Annotated in this window: 12 protein-coding genes; 8 read left to right on the top strand and 4 right to left on the bottom strand. The window is 64.9% G+C overall.

Translation table 11 applies throughout. The features are described 5' to 3' along the window. Positions 1 to 46 precede the first annotated feature (46 nt). Complete coding sequence (locus RQX22_RS07955; protein WP_315725306.1) at positions 47 to 2,059, top strand: putative bifunctional diguanylate cyclase/phosphodiesterase; 2,013 nt, start codon at positions 47 to 49, stop codon at positions 2,057 to 2,059. Positions 2,060 to 2,083: 24 nt separating this feature from the next. On the opposite strand, the gene RQX22_RS07950 is transcribed toward RQX22_RS07955, so the two are convergent. Both RQX22_RS07950 and RQX22_RS07945 read right to left on the bottom strand, forming a co-directional pair. After that, complete coding sequence (locus RQX22_RS07950; protein ID WP_315725304.1) at positions 2,084 to 3,385, bottom strand: NTP/NDP exchange transporter; 1,302 nt, start codon at positions 3,383 to 3,385, stop codon at positions 2,084 to 2,086. Positions 3,386 to 3,474: 89 nt separating this feature from the next. Continuing rightward, the gene (locus RQX22_RS07945) at positions 3,475 to 4,395 is read right to left on the bottom strand and encodes an aldo/keto reductase (RefSeq protein WP_315725302.1); all 921 of its coding nucleotides are present in this window, start codon (positions 4,393 to 4,395) and stop codon (positions 3,475 to 3,477) included. A gap of 336 nt (positions 4,396 to 4,731) precedes the next feature. Here RQX22_RS07945 and RQX22_RS07940 point away from each other — a divergent pair, with 336 nt between their 5' ends. Continuing rightward, the gene (locus RQX22_RS07940; protein WP_315725300.1) at positions 4,732 to 5,169 is read left to right on the top strand and encodes a hypothetical protein; all 438 of its coding nucleotides are present in this window, start codon (positions 4,732 to 4,734) and stop codon (positions 5,167 to 5,169) included. A 20-nt stretch (positions 5,170 to 5,189) separates the two neighbouring features. Here RQX22_RS07940 and dgcA read toward each other — a convergent pair whose 3' ends face one another. Together dgcA and pdxR are read right to left on the bottom strand one after the other, a co-directional pair. Then, on the bottom strand, positions 5,190 to 6,179 hold the full coding sequence (gene dgcA, locus RQX22_RS07935) for an N-acetyl-D-Glu racemase DgcA (protein ID WP_315725298.1): 990 nt from the start codon (positions 6,177 to 6,179) through the stop codon (positions 5,190 to 5,192). A gap of 93 nt (positions 6,180 to 6,272) precedes the next feature. Further along, positions 6,273 to 7,673 (bottom strand): MocR-like pyridoxine biosynthesis transcription factor PdxR, encoded by a 1,401-nt coding sequence (gene pdxR, locus RQX22_RS07930; protein ID WP_315725295.1) that lies wholly within the window; start codon positions 7,671 to 7,673, stop codon positions 6,273 to 6,275. Positions 7,674 to 7,732: 59 nt separating this feature from the next. Between pdxR and RQX22_RS07925 the strand changes: the two genes are divergently transcribed. The 6 genes from RQX22_RS07925 to RQX22_RS07900 all read left to right on the top strand — a co-directional run bounded on the left by RQX22_RS07925 (position 7,733) and on the right by RQX22_RS07900 (position 16,429). Beyond that, positions 7,733 to 8,971 (top strand): PrnB family protein, encoded by a 1,239-nt coding sequence (locus tag RQX22_RS07925; RefSeq protein ID WP_315725293.1) that lies wholly within the window; start codon positions 7,733 to 7,735, stop codon positions 8,969 to 8,971. After that, the gene (gene kynU / locus RQX22_RS07920; RefSeq protein WP_315725291.1) at positions 8,968 to 10,212 is read left to right on the top strand and encodes a kynureninase; all 1,245 of its coding nucleotides are present in this window, start codon (positions 8,968 to 8,970) and stop codon (positions 10,210 to 10,212) included. Before RQX22_RS07925 ends, kynU begins: the two co-directional genes overlap by 4 nt. A 154-nt stretch (positions 10,213 to 10,366) precedes the next feature. Continuing rightward, complete coding sequence (locus RQX22_RS07915) at positions 10,367 to 12,358, top strand: DUF4910 domain-containing protein (protein ID WP_315725289.1); 1,992 nt, start codon at positions 10,367 to 10,369, stop codon at positions 12,356 to 12,358. 31 nt (positions 12,359 to 12,389) lie between these two features. Continuing rightward, complete coding sequence (locus tag RQX22_RS07910) at positions 12,390 to 12,860, top strand: hypothetical protein (RefSeq protein WP_315725287.1); 471 nt, start codon at positions 12,390 to 12,392, stop codon at positions 12,858 to 12,860. A gap of 77 nt (positions 12,861 to 12,937) precedes the next feature. Further along, positions 12,938 to 14,899, top strand: coding sequence for a serine hydrolase domain-containing protein (locus tag RQX22_RS07905; protein WP_315725285.1), 1,962 nt, complete (start codon positions 12,938 to 12,940; stop codon positions 14,897 to 14,899). Positions 14,900 to 15,037: 138 nt separating this feature from the next. Next, on the top strand, positions 15,038 to 16,429 hold the full coding sequence (locus RQX22_RS07900; RefSeq protein WP_315725283.1) for an FAD-binding oxidoreductase: 1,392 nt from the start codon (positions 15,038 to 15,040) through the stop codon (positions 16,427 to 16,429). The last annotated feature ends 22 nt before the right edge of the window (positions 16,430 to 16,451 follow it).

Raw genomic sequence — 16,451 nt, 5'->3', positions numbered from 1 at the left:
GGCAGCCGGAAACCTGGTCTTAATCGATCGCGCCTAAGAGCGAAGGATGAAATCCTATCTTTCCTCGCTGCCGCGCGCGCTGATCGACGTCGGCGAAGCCCGGACCCCGACGGGCCGTGCGCTGCTGGAAGAACGATATCGGGCGCTCCAGCGCCAGATCCCGCTGCTCTACATCATCGCCTTGGCCAATATATTCGGCGTGGTCCTTTCCAACGGGGAGGGCATCACGCAATTCCTGCATCCCGCCACCGCATTGGTGGCCCTGGTGGTCGGCCGCATGTTCTACTGGATCAAGCGACGACGCCAGGCGCTGACGCCCGACGAGATGCTGGGCCAGCTACGCCAGACGCTCCTGCTGACCGCATTGTTCAGCCTGCTCTTCTGCTGGTCCGCGATCGACCTTCTCCGCACGCCGGACGACGCGCATGCCACCCACGTCATCCTCTTCTCCTGCCTCGCCATGCTGGGCTGCGCTTATGGCCTCAGCCCCTTTCCGAGCGCCGCCCGGCTGCCTTTATTGCTGTTCGGCCTGCCGCTGGCGGCCGGCTTGATCCTGTCCGCCGATCCCGCCCATGTCGGCATCGGCATCAGCCTCGTGCTGACCATCCTGCTCGTCCTCCGGCTCATGAACGTCCAGAACGAAGCTTTTTCGGAACTGGTGAGATCCCGCACCCAGACCGAGAGCGAGAAGGAACGGGCGCGCCGCGCCGAACGATCGGCCGTTGCCGAAAAGGCGAAGGTGCGGGCGATCGCGGACACCGATCCGCTTACAGGCGTCGCCAACCGCCGGGCATTCCTGGACAGGCTCGAGCGCCACATGGGCGACGAAGAGCGCAGGACGATCTCGCTGATGGCGCTTGTCGACCTGGACGGATTCAAGCCGATCAACGATACGTTCGGTCACGCTGCGGGCGACATCGTGCTCGCCGCAGTGGCGAGACGACTCACCCGCGCGGTCGGCCGCGCCGCGTTTGTCGCGCGGATGGGCGGAGATGAATTCGCCATCCTGGCCACGGATCAGGACCAGGCTTCGGCCGATGCGCTGGCCACGGCGATCTGCGCGGCGCTGCGACGCCCATATCGGGTAGAGGGGCGTCAGTTCAGGCTGTCGGGAAGCTGCGGCATGACCTTGATCCAGCCCGAAGAGCGGGACTTCCGCCATTCGCTGATCTGCTGCGACACCGCGCTCTACGCGGCCAAGGACAATAATCGCGGCTCCGTCTCCTTCTTCTCGCCCGCCATGGCCGACAGCAACCGCCGCCGCGTCGCCATCGAAGGCGCGTTCCGATCAGACGACGTCAAGGACCAGATCCAGCTCGTCTACCAGCCGATCTATGAGCTGGAGACCGGCATCCTATGTTCGTTCGAAGCGCTGGCGCGCTGGTCGCACTCCGTGCTCGGTCCCATTTCCCCAGCCGAGTTCATCCCGATCATCGAGCAGATCGACGTGATCGAGGAGGTCAGCGACTTCCTGCTGCGCAAGGCGGCGGGCGAGGCGGTGAAATGGCCCGAAACGGTCAGCCTTTCCTTTAACCTGAGCGCGGTGCAGCTCTGTTCCGGCCAGACGGGCGACACGATCCTCGCCATATTGAAGGAGCAGGGCCTGCACCCGTCGCGCCTTCAGATCGAGGTCACGGAGACTGCCTTGCTCGCCGATTTCCAGGTCGCACGCGCCAATCTCAAGATGTTGAGCGATGCCGGCGCACGGATCGTGCTCGACGATTTCGGAGCCGGTTATGCGAGCCTGTCCTACCTGCGCGAGATGAATTTCGATGCGATCAAGCTCGACGGCTCGCTGGTGACGACGGCGGCAAGCTCCGAAGCTGCCGAACGGCTATTGCGCGGCGTGCTCGGCCTTTGCGCATCGCTGGGCCTTCCCTGCATCGCCGAGCATATCGAAACGCCCGAGCAGCGAGAATTCCTGCAGACGCGCGGCTGCGAATTCGGCCAGGGCTTCGCGCTCGCGCAGCCGATGGACGCCCACAAGGCCCGGGCGATGGCGCGATCCAAGCTGATCGCGATCGGCAGCCGTCAGCGCAAGCACCGGCAAGCCGGCTGAGACTCTGCCGCGCGCCCAAGGTCCTTATCCGGCTGCGGCTCCCGGCTTCTGACGGGCGCGATCGCGCCGTCCGATGAAGAGGCCGGTCAGCGCCCAGAGCCCGGCGATGATCGCCCCGACAATCGCGGCGAGGGCCGTCGAGCCGACAGCGACGAGGCCGGCATTGGCCCAGGCCGAGATCGCATCGCCACCGCGATAGACGAACGTATCGATGACGTTCTTGGCCTTGTACTTGGTCTCGATATCGACGGCAGTGAACAGCATCTCGCGACCCGGACGGACGAGGGCATATTCGCCGACGCGCCGGACCACCATGACGACAGCGAGGACCGGGAAAGTGGCGGCGATGGCCAGCGCCCCGAAGCCCAGCATCATCATCAAGGGAACCGCAGTCAGCAGCACCGTCACGCCGAGGCGCCGCGCGATCCGGCCGGTGAAGAAGAGCTGCACGAAAATGGTCAAGGACTGAACGACGACGTCGATGGCGCTGAAGACCTGAGTCTGCTGGACACGATCGGGAAAGACCGCCTCCACCACGCGCGCCTGCTCGAAATAGAGAAAGGTGGAAACGGAGGTGAGCAGGATCACGAACAGCGATATGGCCAGGAGATAAGGCGATTTGAGAATGAGAGCGAGGCCCGCCCAGATGCTGCCACCGATCGGCCGCGTCGACGCTTCGGGGGCATCAAGGGCGCCCTGGCGGTCCCGCCAGGCCAGCAGATAGCGAACGCATAACAGGGTCGAAAGCAGCAGCGCGGTCGACAGGAGAAGCAGGCCGGCAAGACCGAGCGGCTCGACGAGGAGCCCGCTCAGCAAGGGCCCGGTCAGACCGCCCATGCTCATGCCCGCCGCGATCTGCCCGAACAGCCGCCGGCCCTGTTCGCTGGTGAAGAGATCGGCCATCAGGCTCCAGGCGATGGAGATGACGAAGAGATTGAACACCGACACCCAGATGTAGAAGGCGCGGCCGATCCAGACATTGTCGGGGTCGGCGATCAGGCTGAAGGCGAAGCCGGCCATGATCAGGCCCGAGCCTATGTAAGTGACCGGAAGCAAGGTGCGGCGCGGCAGCCGGGCGCTGAGCAGCCCATAGATCGGCACGACGACCAGGGTGGCGAGAAAGGTGCCCAGAAACAGCCATTGGAGATTGTCGACGCCGCCGGCGATGCCGAACGTCTCGCGCACCGGCCGCAGCATGAAATAGCTTGCGAACAGCAGGAAGAAGAGGACGAAGCCTCCGACCACCGCCGGCACCTCTTCCTTTCGCGCCACGATGATCCGCGCCAGGACGCCATCCGGCGCAGCTTCTGTCGAATCCGAAGTCAAAGTCCCCTCCCCATTTTCAGTCTGATTGGCCGATCGTTTTTTGACGCGGAGGACCCGCGCTCCCGGACCAGTAAACTAGGGTCCGGACCCTAGATGGCAGCGATATAATCTTCCATGCGCTTGCGCATCGCCTGATCCGGCAATGGCCCCCGCGCCGCCCCCATATTGTCATCGACGTAGCGGGCCTGCGCCATTCCGGGAATGGCGATCGGGCGGGACGGGTGGGAGACGATATATTTGAGGAAGACCTGCGCCCAGCTCGCCGCGCCGATCTCGGCTGCCCAATCGGGAAGCGGCTTGCCCTGGGTCGCCTCGAACAGCCGGCCGCGACCGAATGGCAGGTTGATCATGACGGCCACTTGCCGGTCCTGCGCGAGCGGCAGGATCCGATCCCCCGCCCCGCGATTGTCGAGGGCGTAATCGACCTGGATCGCGTCGAGCGGCTCACGGCGCATCACCGCCTCGAAATCGGCATATTGCGTGTCCGAAGAGGTCGTGATGCCGACCGCCCCGACGCGGCCCTCGGCCTTGAGCTCGCGAAGGATCGCCAATTGATTGCCGACGTCGCGCAGATTGTGGACGGCGATCAGATCGATATGGTCGGTCCTGAGGTTACGGAACGACTGCTCGACCTGCGCCACCCCCTCCTCGCGGCTGTCGACGCCCACCTTGGTGGCGAGGAACAGTCTGTCGCGCACGCCCAGTTCCTGAACCAGCTGGCCGGTCACGGCCTCGGCCCGGCCATAGGAAGGCGCAGTGTCGATCACCTGGCCACCCAGCTCTGCGAAACGGGCGATGGAAGCCTTCAGCGCAGCCATCTGATCAGCGCCCTGCGGATCATTGTAGCGCCGCGACGTCCCGACACCGACGAGAGGGACATCGCGCTTCGTTCCCGGTATCCGGACCTTATGCAGGGCGGCAGCCGACGGGGCCGCCCCAGCCTGTGCCGCGGCCGAAGTGGCCAGAGGCAATGCGGCAATAGCGCCCAGCAGGGTACGACGATCGATCATTCCAACCTCCTCACGCCCCCGCACCACGATGCAGGCAATGCCGGCGCCGGTCAAATCAGAACTTTTCCATTCGGGTGTCAATGACCCAGTGGTGCCAGGGGTAGGACGATCCGAGAATATCCAGTCGCAAAACAAGTCGCGTCCCCGAAGCTTCTTTCCGGATCGTGCGCGTTGCTTTCGGCGCATCGCCTCGGGGTCCGGAAGTCTGATATAGAGCCGCAACGATCCCCTGATCCGGAGGTGAACGTGCGCGGGCTTCTCCCCTTCCTGCTTTTCGTCCCGATGGCCGCGGTGGCGGCTCCACCGGGCGGCCCGGCCGCTTCGTGGAGGTTGCCGATGAAAACGAGCCAGCTCGCGCCGGCCGAACGCGACGCCATTTTCCGCGCCGCCGGGTTCCGCAAGCAAAACGGAGGCTGGACCAATTGCGACGGCAATGGCGAGGGCCGGCTGGACGACGAATGGGTCGATGGCGGCGCCATCCGCGACCTCGACGGCGACGGCCAGGCCGAAATCATCCTGGTCGATTCCGGTATCGCCTGCCACGGCATGACCGGCCAGGGCTATGCGATCATGGCTTCATCGCCTGCCGGCTGGAAAAGCGTTCATTCCAACAGCGGCATCCCCAAATTCCTCGCGACACGAGGCGCAGGCGGCTGGCAGGATATCGAGGTGGGCGGCCCGGGCTTCTGCTTCCCGGTGCTGCGCTGGAACGGCAAGGAATATGCGCTGCTCCGCCACCAATATGAAGGAAAACCCTGCCGGCTGCCCGGTTAAGCTGTTTTATCGCGTGACGTTCAACCCCAGAGCGCGGGCTCGGGCGGGTGGACCGTTTCGCCGTCGTAGAGCAGGCGGGGTTCGCGATCCTGGCCGAACAGCAAAGGCGCATCCAGATCGACGAACGCGCAATTCTGGGCCACCAGCACGCCGGGCGCCATGGCGAGCGAGGTGCCGGCCATGCAACCGATCATCGTTTCGAAGCCGCGCACCTTCGCAGCCTTCAAAAGCCGCATTGCCTCGGTGAGGCCACCGGTCTTGTCGAGCTTGATGTTGACGACGTCGTAGCGACCGACAAGCTCTTCGACGTCGGCGGCGACGTGGCAGGATTCGTCCGCACCGATCGGCATGGATCGTTCAATGCCCGCCAATGCGCCGTCCTGCCCGGCCGGCAAGGGCTGTTCCAGCATCGCGACGCCCAGCGCAGCCAATTCAGGCATCATCTCTTCCAGCCGCGCCGCATCCCAACCCTCGTTCACGTCGACGATCAGCCGCGCACCCGGAGCCGCTGCGCGGACCGCGCGCAATCTCGCCAGATCGTCGCCGCCGTCGCCGAGCTTGATCTTCAACGTCCCGTGCTGCTTGCTCCTTCGTTCGGCAGAGCGTGCCATCTCATCGAGGGTGCCGATGCCGACCGTGAAGACGGTGGCGACAGGCCGGAGCGGCGCGAGCCCGAGCAGATCGGCGACACGCCGGTTCTGGCTCTTGGCCCGCCAGTCCCAGATTGCGCAATCGACGGCATTGCGCGCAGCGCCCGGCGGGAGGTCGTCATGAAGATCGTCCCAATCGGCGCCGCCCTTCAGTGCCGACAGCATCTCTTCGACCTGCGCGAGCACGCTTTCGACGCTCTCGCCGTAACGGGACGTCGGACAGCTTTCGCCCTGGCCGCGATGGATGCCGTCGTCGAGGGTCACGACGACCAGGTCCGAGCTTGTCCGGACGCCGCGCGCGATCGCGAACGGAACCGCATAGTCCCAGCATTCCCGCCGCACTTCCGCTTTCTTGAACATCGCCAAGCCCCCTTGCTCCAGCTCATCGATTAGCGCCGAACGGCGCCGAAGCAAGTGCACACCAAGTCATTTGAGCGGACAAGGAAGAAGCGCTCAGGCCGCCGCTTCCGCAAACAGCGCAAGCCCTCGCATGATCTCATCCTCGTTCAAATTGCCGAAGCCGATCAGGAAAGCGGATTCGCCCGCTTCGAGCATGCCAGCCGCGGGCGCAAGCGGCGCGAGCCCGACGCCGAGCCCGGCGGCACGATCCGCAATCTCCTCCGCGGTCCTCGTCGATTTCAGCGCAATGGCGGCATGCATGCCGACCGGCGCGCCGATAATCCTGGCGCGGTCGCCGAACACCGACCCGACCTCCGCCACCAGCCCGCGATATCGTTCGCGATAGCGCGATCGCATGCGCTGCAAGTGCCGCTCGAAGCTGCCGTCGTCGATCCATCGCGCCAAGGCCGCCTGCGGAACGATGCCGCCACCATAATCGCACCAAAGCTTCACAGCCGCCACGCGATCGCGCAGCCAATCCGGTACGACCATGAAGCCCAGGCGAAGTCCGGGCACGAGAGTCTTGGAGAATGTGCCCATATAGACGACGCGTCCGGTCCTATCGATGCTCGCCAAGGGAATGAGCGGCCGCCCGTCATAGGCGAACTCGCTGTCATAATCGTCTTCGAAGATCAGAGCATCGGTGCGCGATGCCCAGGCGATCAGGGCGCGCCGCCGGGCCAAAGACATGCGGGCGCCGATCGGGAATTGATGGCTGGGCGTGACCAGGACGATCCGCTTGCTCCTGCTGTCGGCGGGAAGGAGATCGGCACGGATGCCGTCCCGATCGACCGGCGTCTGGATCATTCGGGAGCCGTGCAGCGCCATCAGTTTCAGGATGATGGCATGGCCGGGCATTTCCAGTGCGACCTCGCGATGCTCCGGAAGGGCGCGCAGCATGACGTCCAGGCTCTGCCCGCTGCCCGACGTGACGACGATGTTGCGGGCCGGGACGGTCAGGCCGCGGCTCCTGCGCAGATAGGAAGACAAGGCCTCGCGCAAGGGCATGTGGCCGAGCGGATCGCCATAATCGAGATCCTCCGGCGCGAGATCCCGGCTTGCCGCGGCAAGCGCCGCGCCCCAGCGCCGGCGCGGGAAGGCGCGAAGATCGGGCCGCACGGCGCGAAAGTCGATCAGGAATGCCGGGGACGATTTCTCGGGAACTGCAGCAGCCTCTTCGGCCGGGGCCGCACAAGCGGAAGGAAGAATGCCGACCTCCTGCACCACCGCGCGCGATCCGCGTCGGGCGGCGACGAAACCCTGGTCCGCCAGCCATTGATAGGCCTCGACCACGGTCAGACGCGCCACCCCCAGCTGATCGGCGAAGGCCCTGCTGGCGGGCAGCCGCGTACCCGGCGGCAACATGCCGGAGCAGATCATTTCGATCAGCGCGCGCCCGATCTGGTGCGGCAGGGTGGCGCCGGAAGATCGGTCGATGGGGACGTGGAGCTCCATAAGAAGTCTGATATTACAGTCGGAAACTGGTCCTTGACCAGACTTCTTTTCGGTCTGAAATGGATGCCTCGGAGACGGTGAAGGGACGATCGGCGGTGGTGGAAGCATTGAATCTCGCGCGCACTTCATCCGGCGACGGCGCCCACATCCTGCGCCCGCTCGACCATTATGATATCGATCCGGTCACCGGCTTCGTCCCGTCCGCCGATCCGCTCGAGCGGCTGCCGCCGCGCTACGATCCGTGGGAAGGGCTGGTCCCGTCGATCGCCCCGCTGATCCGGTCCGGCCGGATGAGGGCGGAACTGGCACAACTGCCGTGCCTCGGGCTCGACGATCTCTGGTCGGATCCGGAACTCGAACGAGCGCTTCTGATCCTCACCACCTTCGCCAATGCCTGGGTCTGGGGAGGGTCCGAGCCGGACTTGAAGATCCCGGGCACGATCGCAATGCCGCTCGTCGATCTCGCCGCGAAGCTCGATCGCCCGCCGATCAGCCATTACGGATCGATGGTGCTGCACAATTGGCGGCGGGTCGACCGCAGCCGACCCGTTTCCGCCGACAATGCCCAGATGATGATCGGCTTCCTGGGCGGGGTCGACGAGGAATGGTTCTACCTCGCGTCGATGGGCGTCGAGCTGGCGGGCGCCGGCCTGCTGGCCAGCATCCGCGAGGCGGCCATCGCTTCCCATGAAGAGGATGACGAGGATCTTACCCGCAAGGCGCAACGAATCGTCGACGGGATGGAGCCCGTCATCGCGGCGCTCGAACGCATGCGGGAATGGTGCGATCCCTATATCTTCTACCATCGCGTCCGCATCTTCGTCGCCGGCTGGCCCGCGCCGGGCGTGGTCTATGACGGAAGATGGACCGATCCCCGTCGGCTCACCGGTGGAAGCGCCGGGCAGAGCGCGCTGATCCAGGCCATCGACGCGGTGCTGGGTGTCGTCCATGACGGCACAGCCACCGGCAAATTCTTCAAGGAAATGCGGACCTACATGCCGCGCCGGCATCGCCGTTTCGTCGAGGATGTCGAGAGGGTGTCGCGGTTGCGTTCCCGTGCCGAGACCGGATCGGAGACACTCCGCCGAGCCTATGATGCGGCCATCGCCCAGGTCGACCGGTTCCGGCTGGCCCATCGCCGGATCGCCCATGATTATATCACCGTACCATCCGGCATGGCCGCCGACGCGATCGGCACCGGCGGCACCATGCTCGCCAAGTTTCTCGACGATGCCCGGCAGGAGACCAGCCGGCTTGCATTCGACGGCTCGCAGGCTAGGGATCAGGCGGACGCATGATGACCAAGATCACCTTCGACCATTGCCTGGAACTGGACGCGGCCGATCCGCTGGCGGAATATCGCAGCGCGTTCCTGTTGCCGGAAGGGCTCATCTATCTCGACGGCAATTCGCTGGGCGCCCTGCCGGCGGCCACTCCCGGCGTCGTGGCCGACGTCGTGCAACGGCAATGGGGCGCGGATCTGATCCGCAGCTGGACCTCCAACGACTGGATCAACGCCCCGCTCCGCGTCGGCGCCAAGATTGCGGGGCTGATCGGCGCCGGTCCGGATGAAGTGATCGTCGGGGATTCCACCTCGGCCAATCTCTACAAATTGATCGTGGCGGCTCTGGAGGCGCGGCCGGACCGGACGATCGTCCTGTCGGAAGAAGGCAATTTCCCGACCGATCTCTACATGATCCACGGTGCGATCGCGACCGTCGGCCGAGGCTGCCGGCTTGAGACGCGGCCGCGCGAGACGCTCGCCGACGCCATCACGCAGGAGGTCGCGCTCGTCCTTCTCACCCAGACCCATTACAAGACCGCTGACAAGCTCGACATGGCGGCGATGACGGCGCGCGCGCATGAAGCGGGCGCGCTGATCCTCTGGGATCTCAGCCACAGCGCCGGGGCGGTGGAAGTGGATCTGAACGGGGCCGGGGCCGATCTCGCCGTCGGCTGCGGCTATAAATATCTGAACGGCGGCCCCGGCGCACCGGCCTTCCTGTTCGTCGCGAAACGCCATCACGGCAGGTTGCGATCGCCCTTGTCGGGATGGATGGGCCATTCGAGCCCGTTCGACTTCGTCGACGATTACCGGCCGGCCGAAGGCATCAGGCGATTCCTGTGCGGGACCCCGCCGATCCTGGGCATCGCTGCGCTCGAAGTCGGCGTCGACCTGATTGCCAGAGCCGGCATGGCGCGACTGGCGGAAAAGTCGCGGCACCTCTGCTCCTTGATGATCGACCTGGTCGAGCAGGAATGCGACTTTGCCGGGCTCCAACTGGTGACGCCCAGGGAGGCTTCGCGCCGCGGCAGCCATGTCTCCTTCCGCCATCCCGAAGGCTATGCGATCGTCCAGGCGCTGATCGAGGAGGGCGTGATCGGCGACTTCCGCGCGCCCGACATCCTCCGCTTCGGTTTCACGCCCCTCTATGTCGGCTTCGCCGACGTATGGGAGGCCGTCCAGCGTCTCAAGACGATCATGGCCGACAGGAGATGGGACCGCGACGATTACCGGGTCCGTGCCGCCGTCACCTGAACGATCTTCCGGATGCTCGAGGCTGGTCGACCTGGCCTGAGCGAAAGGGCTCGAGGTCCGGCCGGACGGCAAACTGGAAAACTGGTCCCGTTCCACCATCGGACCCACGGGGAGTCTGGACACCGTCCGCCCCTGCTGGCAGGCTTCAATTATCGTGCGAAACCTCCTTCCTTTCCTCCTGCTCGCCATGCCCGCTGCCGTCGCTGCGCAGGAAAAGCTGCCGATCGTGCCGCCCCACCATGCGCAAGCCATCGCCGCCGAGGTTTCGGGCACGGCTGCGAAGCGCAATGTGCAGGCGCTGTCGCTGCATCACCGCATGCGCGGGTCCGAAGGCTATCGCGCCGCCGCGGAGCTGATCCGGGACCGGCTGAAATCCTATGGCCTCAAGGACGTCGAGATCCTGTCCTTCCCGGCCGACGGCAAGATCTTTTACGGCACCCAGCGTTCGCGTCCGGCCTGGAACGCACGCTTCGCCGAGCTGTGGGAGCAACGGCGCGAGGGTACGGAATGGACGGATGGGGAGCGTATCGCATCCTGGGCCGATCAGCCGCTCACGCTTGCCCAGGACAGTATCAGCGGCGTGGCCAATGCCGAGCTGGCGGATATCGGCGCCGGCACCTCGCCCAGCGATTATGCAGGCAAGGACGTGCGCGGCAAGATCGTGCTCACCTCCTCGCAGCCCGAAGCCGTCGCGCGGCTCGCAGTGACCGAGCGCGGCGCCGCCGGCATAATCTCCTGGGCGCAGAACCAGAAGAGCGGCTGGTGGGGCGAGGATGACGATCTGATCCGCTGGGGCCATCTCGATACGTGGAAGGATCCCGCCTTCGCCTTCATGGTCTCGCCGGCGCGGGCGCGCGCCTGGCAGGCGCGGCTGGCCAAGGGCGAGACGATCCGCCTGCGCGCCAAGGTCGATGCCGGGCGCAGCCCGTCCGCCTATCTGATCCCCACGGCATTGATCCCGGGCAAGGACAGGAACAAGGAAATCGTCCTATCCTGCCATCTCGACCACCCTTCGCCGGGCGCCAACGACAATGCGAGCGGCTGTTCCGGCATCCTGGAAGTGGCCCGCAGCCTGAACCGGCTGATCTCCGACGGCCGGCTGCCGCAGCCGGAGCGGACGATCCGCTTCATCTGGCCTTGCGAGATGGAATGCACGATCGCCTATCTGAACGCCCGCCCGCAATGGGTGAAACGGACGCTGGCGACCATCCATCTCGACATGATCGGCGGCAATACCGACATCACCCACGGCAATCTGAAGGTCGAAGGCTCGCCGCCAAGCCTGCCGAGCTTCGTTTCCGACATCGGCTTCGCGATCGCCCGCTATGTGGACGATCAGTCGCGGCTCTATGCCGACACTGGCGAAGCGGCCCTGCCCCTGATCGAGCCCGACGGGACCAGGAACCCGCTTCACGCCAAGATCGGCGGCTTTTCGGAAGGGTCGGACCATCAGATCTGGGCCGAAGGCAGCTTCCGCGTGCCCGTCCTCTATCTGGCCGATTGGCCCGACATCTACATCCATACCAACAAGGACGTGCCCGCCAATCTGGACAGCACCAAGATGCGTCGGGCGATCTTCATCGCGGCGGCATCCGCCTGGTCGCTCGCGAATCTGACCCAGGACGACGTGCCGGCAATAGCGCGCGCCAGCCGGGGAGAAGCCGTCCGCCGGACGGCGCACCTGATGCGGCGATCCGCCACGCCCGCCGAGGAAGCGCGTTTGCTGCTTCATGCCGAAGGCCTGGAAGCCGAGGTGGGACGATCCCTGGGGCGCTTCGGCCTCAGCGCCGATGTCGCCACGGCGAGCGAGGGCGCACCGATGTCCGCGCCGGCCGAGCCGGCTTATGGCATGGTCTATCGCCGCAATTCCGCCCTGAAGGGGCCGATGACCGGCTTCGGCTATTCCTGGTTCGCCGATCATCTTGAAAAAGCAGGATTGCCAAGGTCCGCTTTGCTGTCGCGGCGCGCCGGGGAGGATGGACCGAGCTTCGATTACGAGACATTGAATCTGGTCGACGGCCGCCGCACCGTTCAGCAGATCGGCGATGCCATCGCCGCCACCATCGCGCCGGTGCCGATCGAGGAGATCGCCGAATATCTGGCGACGCTAGACCGGCTCGGCGTCATCCGCGCCGGAGCCGATTGACGTCCGTCCAGCCAGGGTGAGGAGACGAAGGATGCGGGTCCGGACTTCGCTGATCGCAAGCCTTGCGGCGCTTGTCGCCGCTTCGTCTCCGGTTCACGCCGCCAACGACCCTTTCATCGGGACCTGGACGCTGGATGTCGCCAAATCCACCTTCACGCCGGGACCGGCGCCGAAAAGCAAGATCCTCGTTTTCGAGCCGACCGCGGACGGGATGGTGATCAAGGAATGGGAAGAGACGCCGAGCGGCGAGATGCTCTATTTCACCATTCCCTACAGCTTCGGCAAGCCGGTGCCGCAGACCGCGATCCCGGCCTATGACATGCTGACGGTGGATCGCATCGACGACCGCACCAACGTGGGCACGATCGAGCTCCGGGACAGGATCATCGGCCACCTCCTGTCCACCGTCTCCGCCGACGGCAAGACCTTGATCCTGAAATCACGGATCAGGCTATCGGACGGCAGCGAGCGGTCGCAAATGTCGGTCTTTTCACGGCGATGATGGCCAAGGCCCGCGTCGGCGCGGACGTGCGCGCGAAATGGGGGAATTCAGGCGGAAGACAAAGGCGGGCAGCCGGCATGCAAAAATGGGCCATCATGACGCTGCTGCTTGGCCTGATTGCGACGGGCAAACTCGTCGCCGCTCCGCCACCCGCCCCGGCCTTCGTCACGGGCGACAGCGCGGCGGACGCGCCGCAATTGGTTGCCGAGGACCTCGAGCCCTGGCTCGACGCAATGGTGCCAGCCGCGCTCGAACGCACCGATATTGCCGGCGGCGCGATCGTGATCGTCAAGGACGGGCGGATTCTCTTCCAGAAGGGCTATGGCTATTCGGACGTCGCCCGCCGCAAGCCAGTAGACCCGGGAGAGACGATGTTCCGACCGGGATCGGTCGCGAAGACCTTCACGTGGACGGCGGTCATGCAGCTTGTCGAGAAGGGCAGGATCGACCTCGACGCCGACGTGAACGCCTATCTGGATTTCAGGATTCCCCGGCACGGCGGCAATGCCGTGACCATGCGGATGCTGATGCATCATAGCGCCGGCTTCGAAGAAGCCGTGAAGGGAATGATGGCGCAAGACGCGGCGAGTCTGAAGCCGCTGGGCCTCCACCTGAAACAAAGCGTGCCGGCCCAGATCTATCCGCCTGGCCGCATTTCGGCTTATTCAAACTATAGCACGGCGCTGGCGGGCTATATCGTCGAACGCGTGTCGGGCGAGCCGTTCGATCTTTACATGGAGCGCCACATCTTCGCTCCGTTAGGCATGCGCCGATCCACGTTCCGCATTCCGCCCCCACCCGCTTTAGCGCCGTTTGTCTCCAAGGGTTATCTCACCGCGTCACAGGCGCCGGGTCCATTCGAGCTCGATCAACTGGGACCGGCGGGCAGCATTTCTGCGACCGTCGGCGACATGGGCCGCTTCATGATCGGTCATCTCGAACAAGGAAACGGGTTGATGCGCCCTGACACGGCGCGGTCGATGCATTTCGGTCGCGACCGGCCGATCCCCGCGCTGAATGGATTCAGCTACGGGTTCTTCGAATATAACCGCAACGGGCGGCGCATCATCGGCCATGGCGGCGATTCCCAATATTTCTTCAATGAGCTGAGAATGTTCCCGAACGAGAGGGTCGGATTCTTCATCGCCCTCAACAGTGCGGGAAAGAATGGCGGCGCCTATCCTGTCATGGAAGGAATATTCGATCATTTCCTGAACCGTTACTTCCCCGCCCCGGAAGCGCCCCTGGAAAGAACGGTGCCGACGGCCGCCGCTCACGCCGCCCTTATCGCGGGACGCTACGAAAGCTCGCGGCACATCGAATCCAGTTTCATGAGCCTGGTCTATGCGATCGCGCAGCAGGTGGACGTGGCCGCCAATGAAGACGGCACCATCTCCGTGACCGGGGGCGGCGGCTTCTACGGCGCTGACGGCGCTGCGAAGAAATGGCGGGAGATCGGGCCGTTCGTATGGCGCGAAGCGGGCGGCGACGATCTGCTGGCGGCGCGGATTGAGAATGGGCGCGTTGTGGCCTTTGGTACCAATAGCGGCGGACCCACCGCATTGTGGCTGCCTGTCCCGCTCCATCGCTCCGGCGCTCTCAACCTGCCCTTGCTCGGGGCAGCCTTCACAATCCTGCTGATCGCAACGCTGGCCTGGCCGATCGCACCGATATTGCGGCGGCAATTCGAACGGCCGGCGTCTCATAAGGGCAAGGAGGCAAAGCTCCATTCGCTGTCGCGGGTCGGCGCCTTGCTGGGTGTCGTGTTCACCCTCGGTTGGGCCTGGATCTTCATAGCGGCCATGAACGACCTGTCACTTCTGAACGCGACGCTGGATCCCTGGATCAGGCTGCTTCAGCTGGTGGGCGTGTCTGCCGGCCTCTGCACCGTGGCGACCATCTATCTTGCCTGGCTGACGTGGACAAAAGACCGCGGCTGGTTCACCCGGATCGGCAACAGCCTGCTGGCGGCAGCTCAGCTGGCCATATTGTGGATCGCCTTTGCCTTCCATTTCATCACGCCAAGTCTCAGATTCTAGGAACCGGACCGCATCGATCCGCTCTCTTCGCGAGAGATCGGAGACTAAAGGATTTGAGGGTTTCTACCTGGAAGCTATCGACAATATCCTCGGAAAATCGGATCCACGCGCCTATCTGGCAGAAGAGGTGATGGTGCAGTGAACAAGACGGGCGAAGATCTGACAGCGTTGTTTGCCAGCCTGAACGCCAGCCTCGGCGATCGGTTCGTCACCTCCCAGGCCGTGCGCGACGCCCATGGCCGCGGCGAGGGTCTTCACGACATCATGGCGCCCGACGGGGTCGCATTTCCCCGCAGCACGGAAGAAGTGGCGCAGATCGTGCGCCTTTGCGCCGATCATAAGGTGCCGATCATTGCCTTCGGCGTCGGCACGTCGCTCGAGGGGCAGATCCAGGCGCTCCACGGCGGCATCAGCCTCGACATGTCGCAGATGACGCAGATCCTGGCGACAAGCGCCGCCGATCTCGATTGCCGCGTCGAAGCCGGCGTCACCCGCGAGCAGCTAAACGCCCATATCCAATCGGACGGGCTGTTCTTTCCGCTCGATCCGGGCGCCAACGCGACCCTCGGCGGGATGGCCGCCACCCGCGCCTCCGGCACCAATGCGGTGCGCTACGGGACGATGCGGGAGGTCACGCTCGGGCTGACCGTGGTGACGCCGCAGGGGGAAGTCATCCGCACCGGCGGCCGCGCCCGCAAATCCTCGGCCGGATATGATCTCACCCGTCTCTATGTCGGCAGCGAAGGAACGCTTGGCGTGATCACCGAGCTGCAACTTCGGCTGTTCGGCATCCCGGAAGTGATCGCCGCAGCAGTGTGCCAGTTCGAAGATCTGGCGGGCGCGATCGAGGCGGTCACCGTGATCCTGCAGATGGGGATCGACATGGCCCGCATCGAATTGCTCGACGAACTGCAGATGCAGGCGAGCATCGCTTATTCGAAGCTGGACGGTCTCCGCGAAGCGCCGACCTTGTTCATGGAGTTTCACGGCTCGCCGGCCGCAGTGGACGAGCAGATCGCGCAGGTCGGGGAAATCGTCGGCCAACTTGGCGGCGGCGCCCTGCAACAGGCGAAGGTCCAGGAAGAACGCAACCGGCTCTGGACGGCCCGCCACAATGGCTATTGGGCGGCGCGCGGTCTGAGGCCCGGCTGCGAAGCTTTCGCGACCGATGCCTGCGTGCCGATTTCCAACCTGGCGGCCTGCATCACGGAAACCAAGGCAGAAGCCGCGGCATCGGGCCTGATCTGCCCGATCGTCGGACATGTCGGCGACGGCAACTTCCACGTCCTGATCCTGTTCGACCCGAGCGATCCGGCCGAACGGCAACGCGCCGACGCTTTGGCCGAAAGCATCGCGCTGCGGGCGCTCCATCATGGCGGCACCATCACCGGCGAACATGGTATCGGTCTCCACAAGCTCGGACTGATGGAGGCGGAGCATGGCGAAGCGTTGAAAGTGATGCGCGCAGTCAAGCAGGCCTTGGACCCGGACGGCATCATGAATCCTGGAAAGACTATCCCCGCCGCTTGAGGTCCCCGGATTCGTCCGCTTC

Source organism: Sphingosinicella rhizophila (assembly GCF_032378825.1).
Lineage (GTDB): Bacteria > Pseudomonadota > Alphaproteobacteria > Sphingomonadales > Sphingomonadaceae > Allosphingosinicella > Allosphingosinicella rhizophila.
This window is presented reverse-complemented; position numbering and strand designations above follow the sequence as displayed.